Here is a 17,065-nt window from a genome sequence, read left to right as displayed (position 1 = left end):
GCCGTTTGCTTCCTTCAGGTTTCACCTCACGGTGAACACCCTTGCATAGGCTAACGGTTCTCGCTCGACTGAGCCCGTAGAGGACTTTCACCTCCTAGATCAACGCCATGCTCGGCGCACAAAAGAAAACCCGGAGTTTTGGCTCCGGGTTTTACAATTCTGCTATGGAATAAAACGCTGGATTACAGCATCTTACGCGCCGATTCCACAACCACTTTGATTGAACGCGCTTCGGTTTCTTTCAGCGTTGCGTGATCTGGGATCTCTTTTTGAGTACGGTTGATAATCACGCCCGCAACACAGCCCGCACGTAAGCCAGAACTCGCACACATGGTCAATAGCGTTGCTGATTCCATTTCAAAGTTCAGCACGCCCATGTCTTGCCACTCTTTCATTGAGCCTTGGAAACGGCGTACTACGCGTCCGGTGAAGGTGTCGTAACGCTCTTGACCTGGGTAGAAAGTATCACTCGATGCGGTTACACCAGTGTGTACCGTTGCACCACTTTCTTCAGCCGCCGCTTTCATTGCTGTTGCAACTTCAAAATCGGCAACAGCAGGGAATTCCATTGGCGCGAAGTGCAAGCTGGCCCCATCAAGACGCACGGAACCTGTGGTCACAATCATGTCGCCAACATTCACATGTGGCTGAATAGCGCCAGTCGTACCAACGCGTAGGAAAGTACGTACGCCAAGTTGCGCTAACTCTTCGACCGCAATAGAAGTTGATGGACCACCGATACCAGTAGAGCACACAACCACAGCTTTTCCGTCTAGCTCTGCTCGGTACAGCGTATACTCACGATGACTGGCTAGAAATACTGGATTTTCCATCTCTTCTGCAATTTTTTGTACGCGCGCTGGATCGCCAGGGATAATGGCCAGAGTCGCACCATTGAGATCGGCTTCAGTTACACCTAAGTGGAAAACAGCTTGAGACATAAGTCACTCCTTATTGCGGCTTACTCTGCGAGGTAAGCTCAAATGAAATTGTGGGGTACAGAGTGCACTTTACTGAACCAAACCAAAACATGGAGTGATCAGAGTCACAAGTGATTAATGTAACAATTATGTATTTTCAAGAGAAACCGTTTGGCATCACAAAAACACAACAAGTTGATCATCCATTTGCATAAATCTGAGACAAAGATACCTGCACGTATCGGCAGGTATCTTTGTGCCTATTGTGTGCCAACCTTTACGCTTCTTTCGGCTGAAAACGCAGCAGCCTCAACGCATTCAGTGTCACTAAGGCGGTCGCACCACTGTCTGCCAATACCGCCACCCAGAGGCCCGTGATGCCGAGCAGACTCGTTACCAGAAACACCGCTTTCAGCCCTAGAGCCAAGGTGACATTTTGGCGAATGTTGCTTAATGTCGCTCGCGATAGCTCGATCATCGCCGGCAGCTCGACCAAGCGATTGTGCGTGAGCGCAGCATCGGCAGTTTCTAACGCCACATCGGTTCCGCCGCCCATCGCAATGCCAATACTCGCCGCCTTCATCGCAGGTGCGTCGTTGATGCCGTCTCCGACCATCGCCACCGTCTGCGTCGCCGCCCGTTTTTCAACATGATGAACTTTGTCGGCAGGAAGCAAGTTAGCCTGAAAATCGATACCGATATGCGCAGCGATCGCTTCTGCACTACGTGGATTGTCTCCGGTGAGCATCAGCGAGGAAATACCCAAGCGCTTCAACGCACGGATCGCTTGGTTCGCGTCGTCGCGTAAGGTATCTTGCCATGCAATCAGCCCCATGACTTTTTGATCACAACGGACCAAAGCCACGGTTTTTCCCTCGGCTTCAAGCACCTGCATCGCTTTTGCGAGCGCGTCCGGAAGCGGAAAATTGGCTTTCGCTGAAGCAATCACTTCCACTAACTGCCCGTCAACCCATCCAGAAACGCCAACGCCAATCTGCGCGGTTTTGTCTTGGGCGTGAGGAACTGTCACTCCAGCTTCCTTAGCTTTGGCAACTAAGGCCGTTGCCAACGGGTGATTGGAGCCGACCTCTATCGCACTGGTCATGGTAAGGAGTTTCTCTTCACTGATATCGACAGCAACAATATCCGTCACTTGCGGTTTGCCACGAGTTAATGTGCCGGTTTTATCAAAGGCGATCATCTCCACTTTGCCGAGTAACTCCAGCGCAGCCCCCCCTTTGATCAGCGCGCCTCGTTTAGCGGCCGCAGCTAACCCGGATGTAATTGCCGCTGGCGTCGAGATCACCAATGCACAGGGGCAAGCAATCAGCAGTAAAGCTAAACCGCGATAAACCCAAGTTTCCCAAGGCTGGGCAAAGAACAATGGCGGCGTGACGATAACAACCAGCGAGACCAGCATCATCAGTGGCGTGTACCAGCGGCTAAATCTATCCAAGAAACGCTCCAGCGGTGCTTTACGTGATTCGGCTTGTTCTATCAGGTGCAAAATACGATCAATCGCATTTTCACCTTGCTTAGACGTCACTTCGACTCGAACGACTTTATCTAGCGAAACAACGCCTGCCATCAACTTCGCGCCAACCTGGTGTTCGACAGGAAGGGATTCACCAGTCAACGCGCTTTCATCAAAACTGGCGATGGCGGTCATCAATTTCCCATCGGCTGGCAAGCGATCGCCCGGAGCGATTTCCACCACATCTCCCGGGAGCAACTCACTGGCTGCTACCGAAACCCGTTCACCATCGACGATTTTTATGCTGTTTTCTGGCACGAGCGCCATCAAAGCTTGCACGCCACTGCGAGCTCGGGACGAGGCATAAGCTTCCAGCTTTTCACCAATCAAAAACAGCAGCAGTACCATTGCCGCTTCAACACTTTCACCCAAATAAAGAGCGCCTAGAGCGGCCACGCTCATCAAAGTTTCAATCGCAAATGGGGTACCCGATAAAGCCAAGCGCCACGCTTTTCTTGCAACAGGATAGAGCCCAGCTAAACAGGTGAGCACAAATATCCAATGGCTGACATCGCTATCAATGGTTGAAAACAGGGCACCTATCGCCATGGCAAGGGAAATGGTCAAGATATGCGCGTTACTTTTCAATGTTGCGCGCCAGCCAGATGCTGACTCATTGAGGGGATTGCGCGCTTTGTTTGCGCCGAGCAGGCGAAGAGGAAAGCCCGTTTTTTGCGCTAGGTGCTCAATCTCGCTGGCAGAGATACGCGCATCAAAATCGACCACCAGTTTTTCTGTGGCGAACAGCACCTTGGCGTTGAGAACCCCGTCCAGTGAACGAAGGGCTTTCTCGAGTTTTTGCGCGCAGGAAGGGCAATCCATTCCTGAGATGAGCCATTGCTGACGCTCTGTGTTCTGGCTTGAGGTTTGATGCCTTTGCCGCTCGCTTTCCTCACCAGGGTCACTGCTTGAACATACTTCAGAGGAACAGCAATCTGCCGTCGCTGAGTTGATTGGGCTGATCTTTGCAGCCGCGAGGTTAGCACTCTGGCAACAAGTCGATGCCGGACGGACAGCGGATATTTTGTGTGACTGACAAGCTGTATGTTTTGCGCACATAGTCGATTCCTTTTTTTAGATGACAGCCTAAGCATAAACCTTGGAGTACACTCTAAGGTCAAGCCCCTTTTTGGCCGACTTTTCTCTGCGCAATAAAAGTGGCCTCGCTAATGCGAGGCCACTTTATCAAAGAGCATCTGATCCAATCTCACACGGGATGCTTGAAACAATCCGTCAGACTATTGCCGATCGCTTTCAGCACATCGCGACGAGTGATCACACCCACTAATCTGTTTTTGTCTACCACCGGGTACATTTTCGGTTTGCCTACCTTCATCATTTCCGCCAGCTCAATAATCGACATTTCAGGAGACACCGACAACACATCAACATGCATACATTCACCAACCGTATGTGCGTCTTGGCAGTAGTAGCTGGCTTTAACTAACTTATCGAGTAAGTCTTGTTCAGATAAAAAGCCGATGACTTCTTCTTTTTCATTGATCACAGGTCCGCCCATCACAAGGCTTTTCATCACTTTATTCAGCGCAGCGCTCAATGACATATCGACCGTAAAGGTCACCGCTTGTAAGGTCATATAGTCTTTAACTTTTAGTGACTTCATCGCCATCTCCTTTGCAGCGTTTTTTGGCACTTACGTTAAGTGTCGTCCAATTTCCTGAATTTACTAAATCGAATGTGACGATTTTATCAATTGATAAGATTGTTCTTCTTAGTCTTGAGACAATAGGCAAAGTTGATAAAACCTGCGTCACCATTAACCCTACAATCTTTTATTGAGCTATATCTTAATAGTTGTATTTAAATCATAAAGTGAAGTAAGGGCACAGTATGGTAGATGAATCCATCTTATCGCGCGTTATTGTGAATAACCCCAAAGTGATCCATCACTTTTTTGAATCACTACCAGAGCCCACTTTTCTCATCAGTGAAGCCGGATATTACATTGAAGCGTGGGGAGGTACAGATACCAAACGGCACCATGACCCGTCTCATGTGATTGGTTTAAGTCAGTTTGATGTGATGCCCTACGACAAAGCAAAATGGTTTTTAGATGTGATAAAACAGGTGATTACGACACAAAAGCCACAAGAGCTTGAGTATGAACTACACCCTCATGACATGCCGTGCTTTAAAGGGGTCGCAGGCCCGAGTGAGCTACAATATTTCAGCGCATTTGTTATTCCGGTCATTGGAGAAGATAAGGTACTTTGGTCGGTGCGAAACATTACCGAATACAAAACCGCACTTCAGGAACTTAAGCGTCAGAGGGCTTCACTGCAAACGCTCTCTTGTTTAGATCATTTGACTCAATTAAACAATCGCTACGCACTTGAGATCTACCTTCCATCGCTATTGGCTCAAGCGATTGACAACGGACAAAGTGCTGCTTTGTTTATGGTCGATATAGACTGTTTCAAAGATCTCAATGACACTTTTGGCCACCTCAACGGCGATAAAGCGTTAAAAATGGTGAGCTATACATTAAAAAAATGGAGCCATGAGAGCGGTAGCTGTTTTCGTTATGGCGGCGATGAATTTCTCGTTTTTATCCCTGCCATTTCTCAACAAGAATGTGTAGAAAAAGCGCGTGCTTTATTGGCATCAGTGAAAAAACTGGCCATTCCCAATCCAAGCTCAAGCGTTGCTAATATTTTGACCGTCACCATCGGCATTCAGTTTTACAACCAGCTAACTGCGAAACATCATGATTTAGAGCGTTTTATCTCCAAAGCCGACAAAGCTTTGTTTAACGCCAAAGCAACAAAAAGAGGAACGTTCCAGTTCCTCCCCTAATCGATACGTTTTCCTTCTAGCGATCATGCCATTGGGTTGGCATGGTCTCCAGTGTGTAGAATTTAGCTCTAAACCTTGCTATTGAGCCCAGCGGTAAGTGAGTTGTATCGCGATAGTATCCACATCGTTTTCTCGCAGAAAATAGCGTGAAGCCTGCAAGCCAAGGCCCCATTTCTCCGAAAACGCATACCCTACTTCAGCCCCTACATAACCATTAAAGCCGTCAATGTCCGTCTTAATAGTGCTGCCTTGATAGGTACTTTCAATATCCGCATTCCAAAATAGGCCACCGAGATTGGCTTTGGCATGCCAAGCGTCACTTTGCCAAAATTGATAGCCGACTTCTAAGCCGACACCGCTGGCCAAAATGGGCGAGACACTCGCCACACTTTGATGGTACTCCTGTGGTGACGTGGTCGCGCCACGTAGTGTCGCGCTCCCCTCTCCCATATCCACATAGCGCAGCATCGCTGACCACTTTTCATCTAACTGATACCCCAAGCCAATCGAACGGTAGAAGCCGTTATCGTCGGTTGAGACCACATCCGCCATGCTAACAGCGCTGCGCTCATCGGCATGGCTGACGCCCATCTGCGCATCGAGATACCAAGCCGCTTGAGAATTAAAACTCAGCGCAGCCAGCAGCGCCAACCAACCTTTTTTACCAACTCGGCGCAACGCGCCAGCGAGAGTGAGTAACATTAATGCCATACCGCCTAACGGGCCTCCTGAACTGTTTGATACATCGACATCTTTCACTAGTTTTACCGTCACTGTGACCTGGCCAGTGTCTTGCAGACCTTGGCTGTCTTGAATGACATAGGTGAGAACATCCGTACCTTCAAAGCCCAAGCTCGGCGTGTAGGTCACACTTTGATCAGCGTTCTTTACGGCCTGTCCATGCAGAGCTTGAATTGACACTAACGTCAGCGCGTCATTATCAGCATCACTGTCATTGGACAGGACATTAATCGTGACTGGCGTACGGTCGTTGGTTTCAACCACATCATCCTCTGCACGCGGATTTTGATTGTTGAGTACGTTGACGGTGACTTTCGCCGTCCCCGTGCCGCCATTACCGTCTGTCACGCTATAGGTAATGGTCGCCACACCGAAAAACTGTGACTGAGTGGTGTAACTCAACTGATTGTTTACCACACTGACACTGCCGATGTCCGCAGAAGCACCTTCTAACAAGGTCAAGCTGTCACCGTCGGCGTCCGTGTCGTTACTCAGCACATCAATGACCACGCTGCCATTGCGCGTAACTACAGCAGTATCGTCACTTGCTTGTGGCAGCGCATTGCTGCTGGCGCGAGCGGCAACACCACCTGGGTCAACCACGCTGCCGTTTGCCATGCCGTCATCATCGTTCGGTCCACCGTCTTGGACGGTAAGTTGCACACACCAGTGGCCTTCAGTTAAGCCCGGTGTCCATGCACTGTCTCCCGGAGGTGGACAGTAGCCCGCTTCACCGGAAGTAGACGCAATCGAGTTGTCAGCATCTTCAACAAAATCGACCCAGCCCACATCGGCTCGGAATTTACGATAAACAGCATTCGCCGGAACTGGCAGGCGCTGCGGCATCACCAATTGATAGCTCTGACCGGGTTGTGGCAAGTTGGTCGCTACAAAGTCAAAAATACCGCCAATGTTGTCCGCCTCGTTGTCGACCGTCAGCTCATTATCCAGCAAGCGCGCTCCACCTGTCTGGTTTTCCACGATGGTGACACCTTTGCGCAAACAAACGCCAGGTTGACCTTCAATGAGAAAACTGTCGTTCTCTGCTACCGTTTGCTGAATCACGTTGCAGTCAGAGATGGCATCCAGATAATCAGGAATGCCGTCACCGTCGCTGTCGCTGTGGCCTTCTTGGTCATCCGGAATCAAGTCGCCATCACTGTCTTCACTGCCAAGCACCGCCAGTGCTTCAACCACTTCCAGATAGACATCGTGGGTGACTGAAAGCGGTGGTGTGCCATTGTCAGTGATCGTCAGTTGCAGAGTGTAAATTGCTGAACTGAGCGTTTGCGGCGAGAAGGTCAGTGTGTCGCTGTTTGTCTGGCCTGCAATCGCTTGATTGAGCGCGTCGTTGCTACTACTCCATGCAAAGGTGTGGGTATCAGACGCGTTAGCATCCGTCACACTGCTGGTGATGGTCACCAACTCCGTGCCATTTTCAATCTTGCTACGCTGCTCTCCCGCCTGAGACACATTGACCGAGACTTTAGGTGCCACGTTCTCTTCAAAAATCGTCAAGGTATAACGACGTTTACTGCCGAGGTTGAGCGTGTTGTCCAAGTCGATCACTAAGGTTTCTGCACTTTCACTCTGTCCATCATTCAAGATAGCAAAAGAAAGCTTACCTTCGGTTCCGCTGGTAATCACTACTTCACCCGAGGCGAGAGTATGGTCACTGCTGTCCGTGCTTCCCGATACCGTGTAAGGCACGACCACTGGGTAACTCGGCGCAGGGCCGTTGAGGTACACAGAGACTGAGTGGCTCGTACCTTCAGTGGTTTGTGCATCTTTGGAAATGCTGATAAGCGGATGCACAATCACGGTTTGACTTGCCTCGGCCACATTACCTTGCGAGTCTTGGGTACGCCAATACACCGTATTGGCCCCAGGACGGAAGAAGGTATTGTTGTCGACCAAGGAGACCGGTAATGGTTTACCCGTGCTGTCTTCGGCGATCGCGGTCCCCAACGCCACTTTGGTAAAGAGTGAGGTCGCATTCACTTCCACATCGGCTGGTGCGGTAATGGTTGGCGCATCCAATTTCGCGCTGTTAATGGTCACGGTCGCTTTCGCGGTTGCTTTACCGCCGTTACCATCTTTCACACCATACTGCACCGTCACGGTACCAATCGCAGTCGTCACCAGTTGGATTTGGCTGCCGACCATCGTTGCGCTTCCTGAGGTCGCTTTTACCCAATCCAGTTGCAACGTATCTTGGTCAACATCACTATCATTGCTCAGCACATCAAGCAGATAGATACCATCGTTGCTTTCAGTGAAGACAAAGCTGTCGTTGACCGCCACTGGCGCATCGTTGACGTTAATAACCGTGAGGTTAAACGCTGCGAGAGACGTACTGAGCTCACCGTCGGAGACGGTAATAACAATATTCTCCGTGGTGCCAACATGTTCGTTGGCTGGCGTACCACTGAGTACACCGGTTGCCGTGTTAAAACTCGCCCAAGTTGGTTTGTTGCTGATAGAGAAGCTCAAGCTGCTACTGTCCACATCCCCTGCCTGCGGCGCAAAACGGTACGCACTGTCTTCGTTGACCGTCAGCGCAGGAGTGCCACTGATGCTTGGCGCGTCGTTGACGTTATTCACCACAATACTGAAGGTATTGAGTGTGGCGGTGGCTGAGCCATCAGAAACCGTGATAACAATCCCCGCATAGGTGCCAACATCATCATTCGATGGCGTACCACTAAGCGTACCTGTTGCTGCATCAAAGCTCGCCCAAGCAGGTTTATTCGTGATACTGAAGGTGAAGGCTTGGCTGTCAACATCAGACACTTGCGGTGTGAACAGATAAGCGCTGTCTTCATTCACTTGCGTTGCTGGTGAACCGGAGATAACCGGTGCATCGTTAACGTTATTCACGGTAATCGCAAACGCTGGCAACGAGGCCGAAACGCGACCATCGGACACGCTGATCACAATCCCCGCATGCGTACCCACATCACTGTTACTTGGCGTGCCAGAGAGTGCGCCTGTGGCCGTGTCAAAGGTCGCCCAAGATGGTTTGTTAGCGATCGAATAGGTCAGTGTATCCGCAGGATCATTATCCGATGCCTGAGGCACAAACTGATACGCGCTATCTTCATCCACTTGCGTTGATGGGCTACCGCTAATCACTGGCGCGTCATTGACGTTACTCAACGTAATGGTCACCAACGCCGCTTCAGAGGTGAGTTCACCGTCACTGACGCGGTAAGTGAAACTGTCCTGCCCAAAGAAGTTGCTGTTACCCGTATAGACCGCTTGGTTACCCGTGATGGTCACACTACCGTTGACTGGCGCGGTGGCGACTTGATAGCTCAACGATGAACCTTCTACATCACTACCATTTAAGGTGATGGTCAGCGGTGTTTCTTCCTCTCCCGTCGCGCTGACATCGGTCGCGGTGGGTGTATCGTTGACCGCATTGACGGTCAGATCGACACGCACTTCCGTTGAGTCCAGATCACCGTCGTTGACCTTGAACAAGAAGAAGTCGGAGCCATTGAAGTTCGCTTCTGGTGTGTAACGCCAACTGTTGTTGGTCAACGGTTCTAGCACACCATGGCTAACTGGCTCAGTGATAACGTACTGCAAAGTGTCATCATCGTTATCAATGTCTGAACCAACCAGCGTGATCACCAAACTCTTATCTTCATCCAATGTTTGTGACTGTGCTTGCGCCATTGGTGCATCGTTAACGGGTGTGACCGTCATGGTCACTGTCGCAACGTTAGAGACTGCGCCTGCTGCGTCTGCCACTGTGTAGGTGAAGCTGTCTTCGCCAAAGTAGTTTTCTTCAGGGCTATAGACAATCGCGCCTGACGCCGTCACGCTGACACGACCATGGGCGGGCTCATCGACCACTTTAACGCTGGTGAGATCAAAACTGTCTCCCGTATCGACATCGCTATCGTTACCCAATACGTTGACCTCAAATGAGCCTTCTTCCAATAGCTGCGCACTGTTATCAACAGCTACGGGGGCATCATTGACTGGCGTAATATTGAGCGTAACGGTTGCCGACGCTGAAACCGCTTGGCCGCTATCGGTTAACGTGTAGGTAAAGCTATGCTGACCATTCACGTTTGCTGCTGGCACAATGTTCAAGGTGCCATCGGCATTGACACTCACCGTAGCGAAACTATATACGCCCTTGCCTTGACCAAGATCTTGCAAGGTAATACTGCTCGCGGTGAATGACCCATCTTCGATATCACTGTCGTTACTTAAAACATCGAGTGTCGAGGTGACATCTTCATCAAAGGTAAGCGTGTCTGCCGCCGCCACAGGTGCGTCATTGACGGAGCCGATATTCACGCTGACCGTTGCCGCAAGCGAAACACTGCCTTCACTATCGGCGATAGTGTAAGTAAAGCTGTCGCTGCCATTTTCATTCGCATTCGGCGTGTAGACAAAAGTGCCTGCGGTTTGATCAATGGTCACTTGTCCTTTTTGAGGCAAGCTCACCAATGCCAAATCACCCGTTGGGATGCCATCTTCCACATCCGTCGTTTGGCTACGCACACTGAGCGCCGCGCTGGCGGTATCTTCGTCGGTAGTGATGGTCAATGCTTTCGCCACTGGCGCATCATTGATGGCACTGATAGTGACGGTCACTGTCGCTTCTTGAGACTCCTGTAACAGGGCATCTTTCACGGTATAGGTAAAGGTGTCCGTGCCTGTCTCATTGCTGTTTGGCGTATAGGTAACAACGCCATTGCTGATCGACACCTGACCTTTACTTGGTGGCGTTTTCACCGTCGCAGAAGAAGCGACCATGTCATCATTAATGTCGGAATCGTTGGCTAACAGATCAAATTGTTTCGCCGTATCTTCCTCAGTCGAGAAGCTGTCATCAACCACCGTTGGTGCGACATCGTAGCGTTTAGTTACGGTATCTGTCACTGCATCAGAGGCATTGCCTGCGGCATCGGTGACCACCACGCTGACTGTCAACGTCCCCTCTTGCAAACTTGTGACGTCAATGCCCGTGACTTGCATGGTCTCAGAGGTGATGGTTTGACTAGCGCCGTCAATGGTCGTGGTACCGTCGCTTACGCTGTAAGTGAACATCGCGTTCACTTCCGCTGCTGCAAAAGTAAAACTCATCGCCTGTTCGTTGGTTTTATTAATGCTCTCCTGATCAATGCTGATGCTATGTCCAGTCGGGATCCCCGTATCCACCGAGATCAGTAACTGGGTCGCTGCCGTATTGAGGTTGCCAGCCGCATCGCTAAACTTCTCTGCGGCAACATCAATGGTGGCATCCTCAGTGCTCTCTTCTGCAGGTGTAAAGGTGGCCGTGTAGCTGCTACCACTGCCCGCAAAGTTAGAAAGCGTTCCGCCAGCAACGGTCACATCGGCTTCGGCAAAATCAGTGGCTGCTTCACTCAAAGTAAAGGTGAGTGTTGCCGTTTCACCCGCTTTCAACGCATCGCTGGTGCTAGTAATAGTAACGGTTGGAAGCACAGTATCGACGCTGATAGAGATTGGTGTTGCTGCACTGTTGCTGTTACTAGAGGCATCGGTAAATGTGCCTGTGGCAACATCAATGGTGGCGCTCGCCGTACTCTCATCCGCTGGTGTAAAGGTCGCCGTGTAGCTGCTAGCACTGCCTGCAAAGCCAGACAGGCTGCCGCCACTGACCGTAATGTCAGACTCAGTGAAATCACTCGACGCTTCACTTAAGGTAAAGGTAATGGTCGCCGTTTCACCCGCTTTCAGCGCCGACTTATCACTCGAGATAGTCACACTCGGCACTAAGCTATCAACGGTCATAGACAGTTGAGACGAAGCAGTGTTGCTGTTCCCCGCCGCATCGGTAAAGACATCTGCCGCCACGTTAATCGTCGCTGCACTGTTACTGTCGACATCTGGTGTAAAGGTGGCGGTGTAGCTGCTACCACTGCCCACAAAGTTGGACAGGCTGCCGCCAGAAACGGTGATATCCGACTGGGCAAAGTCACTCGACGATTCACTCAAAGTGAACGTAATGCTCGCCGTCTCACCCGCTTTCAGGCTCGACTTGTCACTGGCAATCGTCACGCTCGGCAGCGCGGTATCTAGGCTGATGCTCAACTGGGTGGCCGCGGTGTTGTTATTGCCCGCCGCATCGGTGAAGGTATTGGCGGCGATATCGACGGTCGCCGGTTCGGTGCGATCAACATCTGGCGTGAAGGTCACCGTATAGCTGGTGCCGCTGCCGGTGAAGTTACTCAGGGTGCCGCCCGTCACGATGACATCACCGGCGCTGAAGTCACTGCTGGCCTCGCTCAGGGTAACCGTCAGTGTTGCCGTCTCGCCCGCTTTCAGGCTCGACTTGTCACTGGCAATCGTCACGCTCGGCAGCGCGGTATCTAGGCTGATGCTCAACTGGGTGGCCGCGGTGTTGTTATTTCCCGCCGCATCGGTAAAGACATCTGCCGCCACGTTAATCGTCGCTGCACTGTTACTGTCGACATCTGGCGTAAAGGTGGCGGTGTAGCTGCTACCACTGCCCGCAAAGTTGGACAGGCTGCCGCCAGAAACGGTGACATCCGACTGGGCAAAGTCACTCGACGATTCACTCAAAGTGAACGTGAGTGTTGCCGTTTCGCCGGCTTTGAGCGCCGACTTGTCACTGGCAATCGTCACGCTCGGCAGCGCAGTATCTAGGCTGATGCTCAACTGGGTGGCCGCGGTGTTGTTATTACCCGCCGCATCGGTGAAGGTATTGGCGGCGATATCGACGGTCGCCGGTTCGGTGCGATCAACATCCGGCGTGAAGGTCACCGTATAGCTGGTGCCGCTGCCGGTGAAGTTACTCAGGGTGCCGCCCGTCACGATGACGTCACCGGCGCTGAAGTCACTGCTGGCCTCGCTCAGGGTAACCGTCAGCGTCGCCGTCTCACCCGCTTTCAGGCTCGACTTGTCACTGGCAATCGTCACGCTCGGCAGCGCGGTATCTAGGCTGATGCTCAACTGGGTGGCCGCGGTGTTGTTATTGCCCGCCGCATCGGTGAAGGTATTGGCGGCGATATCGACGGTCGCCGGCTCGGTGCGATCAACATCCGGCGTGAAGGTCACCGTGTAGCTGGCGCCGCTGCTGGTAAAGCCCGACAAACTGCCACCCGTCACGGTGATGTCGTCCGCCGTGAAGTCGCTGCTGCTTTCCGACAAGGTGAAGGTCAGCGTCGCGGTTTCCCCCACTTTCAGCGCCGATTTGTCGCTGCTAATGCCAATGCTTGGCAGCGCGTTATCTAACGTGATGGTGGTGCTGGCCGCACTCGAGGTGTTGCCCGCCGCATCGCTTTGGGTCGCGGTGACCGTCAAGGTGCCGTTGTTAAACGCACTGACATCAAACTCACTGCCGCTAATCGTCCAGTTGCCAGCGTTGTCCGCGGTGACCGTACGGCTCAGGCTGCTGGCCCCATCGTGAATGATGACCGTGACGCTGTTGCCCGGTTCCGCCCCCGTGCCCGCAATCAGCACGTCGCCATCTTCCGCCGCGTTCACCCTGCCATCGCCTTCAATCGGCGTGGTGATGGTGGGCGTTGGTACTGAGGTATCCAGCGTAATCGCCAAACTTGCGCTATCAGCGGTATTGCCAGCTGTGTCCGTTGCGCGCGCTGTGATGGTGTGGTCACCTGCGGTCAGTGCTGAGCTTGCAGTAATGCTCCAGGCGCCACCGCTGACAACAGCGCTGCCGATGGTGCCATCGACATTGGAAATGAGAGTAACGGTATCACCAGTGGTACCTGTTCCTGTAAAGGTTGGCGTTGTGTCATTGGTTATGTTGTCGGTATTCGAAGTGCCTGTGTCGCTGCTCGCCGCGAGATCAGGAGTGCTTGGCGCGGATGGCGCCGTGTTGTCAATCGTTACACTGAGAGCACTTGAACTGCTGCTGACGTTATTTGCCGAATCCGTCGCTTTGGCGGTAATTGCATGCATCACTCCTGCCGTTAATGCGTCGGTCGTGATCTGCCAGTGACCACCGGTTGCAGTGCCAGTGCCTATAACGGTTGAGCCACCGCCGACTTGGTCGCTATACAAGGTAACGGTCGAGCCACTTTCGGCAGTACCACTAAAGGTTGGCGTCGTGTCATTGGTAATGTTGTCGGTATTAGATGAGCCTGTATCAGAGGCGGCATCAAGATCCGGCGTGGAAGGCGCGTCCGGCGCCACGTTATCCACAACGGTAATGGTGAAACACTGCTCGCTGGTCTCAGTACCATCGGAAACAATTAAACAAACATAGTGTTCGCCAACATCTTCATGGGTAGGCGTGCCCGTTAAGGTCGTTCCAACTGGTGATATCTTGCGAATACGATGGTTGCCTGTATCCGCAACATAAACGATGCCATTGCTGTCTACTGCAATACCATAGGGTTGACTAAAGCGTGCCACACTAGCTAGGCCGTCGGTATTTCCTGAAGCCCCTGCGCTTCCTGCATAGGTTGTTACCACTCCAGTACTGGTGATTTTACGAATGGTGTGCGCAGCTTGCTCAGTTACGTAAAGGTTATCTGCTCTATCTGCTGCTACATCATAAGGTTTATTAAAGCTAGCTTGCGTTCCTGTACTGTTTGTTGACCCTGCAGAACCTGTGCCTGCAAAAGTGGTCACAACACTTGCTGAAGTTATTTTACGAATAGCGTGATTATTGCGGTCAGCAATAAATAGGTCGTTATTGCTATTACTGCCACCATTATAAGGGAAGTTGAATGTTGCAGATGTTCCAGTTGCGTCCGTAAATCCTGACGAATTTTTACTACCTGCAAAGGTGGTTACGACACCTGCAGGAGTAATTTTACGAACAATATGAGGATTTGTTTCTACGACATAAAGATTCCCGTTGCTGTCAATAGTAATCCCAGTTGGTGCTGCGAAGGTTGCAGCTGTACCCGTTCCATCATTGCTACCGTAGGTGCCGCTACCAGCAAAGGTCGTTACCACACCAGCTGGCGTAACTTTACGAATAGTATTGTTAGAAGAATCTGCAACGTAAACATTACCAGATGAATCTAGCGTAACGGCTTTAGGGAAGTTAAACGAAGCTGCGCTTCCTGTTCCGTCGTCAGAGCCTGCGCTTCCAGACCCAGCTAGCGTCGTGACTACCCCTTCAGGGGTTATTTTACGGATAACATGGTTACCATAGTCAGCGACGTACACGTTACCGTTACTATCGGTTACCACGTCATACGGCGATTTAAACGAGGCGGCAGTGCCTGTACCATCTGCATAGCCCGAACTTTGACCTGCAAGGGTCGACACCGTTGCCTCTGTGCTTGTGTTTAAGCTTAACCAGCTAGGAAGCGGGGTATTCGGCGAGACTGAAATGGTAACACTATCTTTATCTGGGTCGCTGGTAGTTATTGAATATTTATATACTGAATCCTCGTTTGAAGCTGTAACCGCTGTGGAAGTAAAGGTTGGTTTATCGTTGACAGCTGTTACGTTCACTGTGCTGGTTGCTGCATTACCATCAACGGTGCCGTCATTCGGTGTGACCGTAAGCGTCATCGCCGTTGTGTTGTCTGTTGCTGTGGTAATGTTGAGTTTAGTCGTCACATCGAGATAGGTATTAAGTGCAGCCACCGACCCACTTAATGTCATACTTGCGGTACCACTTCCAGCTATTGTGACGCTGCTTACTGTACCATTGCCATCAGTGCTTGCGATGGTGCCGCTGTCCAGCGCTAAGGTGACTGATAAGTTGTCATCTTCTCCATCAGCTAACGTTACTGCGGAGAGATCAATCGTTGTCGCGATATCTTCTGTCACAGTAAAGCTTGCTGGTAAGTTACTAATCGTAGGCGCAGTATTGGAGATATTAGCATCTAGATAGGCTGACTCATGCCATGCAACACAGATAAAGTTGATAGCGTTATTACAGGGGATACTACCAATTAATGCGTACCAACTGCCATTTTGATTGACTATTCCTTTGACGCTACTTGAGGATGAAGTACCTCCTGAGCAACTGCTTGCGGTACTTAGAGTGCCATTGGATGCTGAAAAGCTCCAAAAGTATTTAACGTTACCTGAAGATTCTAATATATCTGGCGCATTACTGTTAAGAGAGCTCAATGTTCCATTAACAAAATCATCCCAATCTGTATCTGCCAGTTTTGTGCCACCGGTATTATAGACATTGACACTAGGCATACTGTAATTGGTGTCAAGGCTGGCAATATCATCTGATGCAGTGAATGACATAACAGCGTGTGCGTTGACGGGTCCATTACTTACAGCGGTTGGCGCCGAACTATCAATTATATTGTTTAAACGGCTATGCTTGCGTATAAATTTACTTTTGCACATTGCATCAGCATTCGCTCTGGCTTCTGCTGCGGTTGCACCAAAGTTACCATTACTCAATTCACTTGTTTGGTCGGCGTAGTCAAATACCATGAGTTTATCTGAAGCAGGCAACGTTGTGCCATTACTAACATAGTAGGCCTCAAATACTTCAGGTTTAATACGGTTACTCGCCGGTAACAATGAGACAACACCATTGTAGCTGGCAAGGTCACCTCCAGAGAGCGTAACATGGTAAATAGAGCTGTTACCCGAGTCGACGGTGACTTGTGTGACTGATGCGGTTGTTTTACTACCTGTGTCAACAGTTGTGTTGTTGTCAGTGTCTTTCTCATCGCCTAGTATCGTAAAGTCACTGGCAGTTGGTGCAACGGTATGCGCATTGACAAACGTGACTTTAAAGACCAGCTCATCAGCATTTGTCACTTCATCTGATGGCGTGAGTCGTTCGACTTTCTTCCAGTTTTCGAGTGCAAATGCGGATGAAGAGATAAAGAACGAAACACCATATGCAAATAAACTTCCAAAGACAAACTGACGTGCACTATTAACAAGTGCTTGCGAAATGATCATATAGGCTCCTGAAGAGTAGGATATGTTGGCTTTTTCTTATGAAGATCTGGTGCTTTCAAGCTCCATTGATGTTGTCTACATAAAGTGTGGATTGATAGCATTAATAAATGTTTTGTATGTAACTTATAGCATGTGTTTTTGTTTTTACAATTTATTAATAAACTGATATTGCTTGTCTCGC

Annotated in this window: 5 protein-coding genes; 1 reads left to right on the top strand and 4 read right to left on the bottom strand. The window is 50.7% G+C overall.

Annotated features, from left to right (window positions below; all coding sequences use genetic code 11):
- Positions 1-182: 182 nt before the first annotated feature.
- The 3 genes from udp to EWA64_RS13790 all read right to left on the bottom strand — a co-directional run bounded on the left by udp (position 183) and on the right by EWA64_RS13790 (position 4,078).
- A complete protein-coding gene (udp, locus tag EWA64_RS13800) occupies positions 183-941 on the bottom strand; it encodes a uridine phosphorylase (RefSeq protein WP_061896008.1) in 759 nt (252 codons plus the stop codon).
- Between the two features lie 256 nt (positions 942-1,197).
- Positions 1,198-3,513: a zinc/cadmium/mercury/lead-transporting ATPase gene (locus EWA64_RS13795; protein ID WP_061896009.1), complete on the bottom strand. Its 2,316-nt coding sequence runs from the start codon at positions 3,511-3,513 to the stop codon at positions 1,198-1,200.
- Positions 3,514-3,661: 148 nt separating this feature from the next.
- Complete coding sequence (locus tag EWA64_RS13790) at positions 3,662-4,078, bottom strand: CBS domain-containing protein (protein ID WP_039425140.1); 417 nt, start codon at positions 4,076-4,078, stop codon at positions 3,662-3,664.
- Between the two features lie 227 nt (positions 4,079-4,305).
- Between EWA64_RS13790 and EWA64_RS13785 the strand changes: the two genes are divergently transcribed.
- The gene (locus tag EWA64_RS13785) at positions 4,306-5,271 is read left to right on the top strand and encodes a sensor domain-containing diguanylate cyclase (RefSeq protein WP_061896010.1); all 966 of its coding nucleotides are present in this window, start codon (positions 4,306-4,308) and stop codon (positions 5,269-5,271) included.
- A 78-nt stretch (positions 5,272-5,349) separates the two neighbouring features.
- Here EWA64_RS13785 and EWA64_RS13780 read toward each other — a convergent pair whose 3' ends face one another.
- Complete coding sequence (locus tag EWA64_RS13780) at positions 5,350-16,884, bottom strand: Ig-like domain-containing protein (protein WP_369435801.1); 11,535 nt, start codon at positions 16,882-16,884, stop codon at positions 5,350-5,352.
- Between the last annotated feature and the right edge of the window lie 181 nt (positions 16,885-17,065).

It is taken from the genome of Vibrio cidicii, from assembly GCF_009665415.1.
Classification (GTDB): Bacteria; Pseudomonadota; Gammaproteobacteria; order Enterobacterales; family Vibrionaceae; genus Vibrio; species Vibrio cidicii.
The sequence above is the reverse complement of the archived record's forward strand: the minus strand, read 5'-3'. Positions and strand labels throughout refer to the sequence as shown.

Bases quoted from the DNA above. Each gene is read 5' to 3' on its own strand.
- udp (WP_061896008.1), bottom strand. From the start codon at position 941: ATGTCTCAAGCTGTTTTCCACTTAGGTGTAACTGAAGCCGATCTCAAT.
- EWA64_RS13795 (WP_061896009.1), bottom strand. From the start codon at position 3,513: ATGTGCGCAAAACATACAGCTTGTCAGTCACACAAAATATCCGCTGTC.
- EWA64_RS13790 (WP_039425140.1), bottom strand. From the start codon at position 4,078: ATGAAGTCACTAAAAGTTAAAGACTATATGACCTTACAAGCGGTGACC.
- EWA64_RS13785 (WP_061896010.1), top strand. From the start codon at position 4,306: ATGGTAGATGAATCCATCTTATCGCGCGTTATTGTGAATAACCCCAAA.
- EWA64_RS13780 (WP_369435801.1), bottom strand. From the start codon at position 16,884: ATGATCATTTCGCAAGCACTTGTTAATAGTGCACGTCAGTTTGTCTTT.